Here is a 557-nt window from a genome sequence, read left to right on the forward strand (position 1 = left end):
ATCGTTAGTGATTCATGCGGCGCTATTATTTGTCGCGCTAGAATCCAATGAATTTGAGCTGACTCTAGGGAGGCTATCGAACACGGAATCGATCAACTTCACTCCGAAGAGCACACCTTCTCAAGCTCAACAAAAAACGGTCACTGAGTCCGTCGAACCAGAACCAATCAAAGAACCTGTTTCAAAGGCAGAACCTAAACCAGTCGAGCCAAAAACTGTTGAGCCAAAACAGGCTAAACCAACACCGAAGAAAAAGGCGATCACCAATAAGCCACAGCCAAAAAAAGTCGAAAAGAAGATTGGTAAAAAGAAGCCGGTTCAAAAAAAGTCAGTTGCTGAAAAGAAGGTCTTTAAGAAAGAGCGCCCTGAGCCAAAAGCAAAGTCAAAACCTACGCCACAACCAGAAAAGTTAGCCGACAAGAAAGTCGATAAGAATATGGACGAGTCCGCCAACCAGTCTCAGGAAGTAAACCAAGGCCTATCAAACAAAGAGCCCGTATTAATCACGAAGCCATCATTTTCTTCTCGCCCTACACCGCCGAACTACCCTCGCCAAG

The 557-nt window shown here is 45.2% G+C and carries 1 protein-coding gene; it reads left to right on the plus strand.

Translation table 11 applies throughout. From position 1 onward, the window contains the following. On the plus strand, window positions 1-557 hold a 557-nt coding region (locus A3712_RS21425; protein ID WP_063524992.1), incomplete at both ends, for a hypothetical protein.

This window comes from Vibrio sp. HI00D65 (assembly GCF_001635455.1).
Taxonomy (GTDB): domain Bacteria; phylum Pseudomonadota; class Gammaproteobacteria; order Enterobacterales; family Vibrionaceae; genus Vibrio.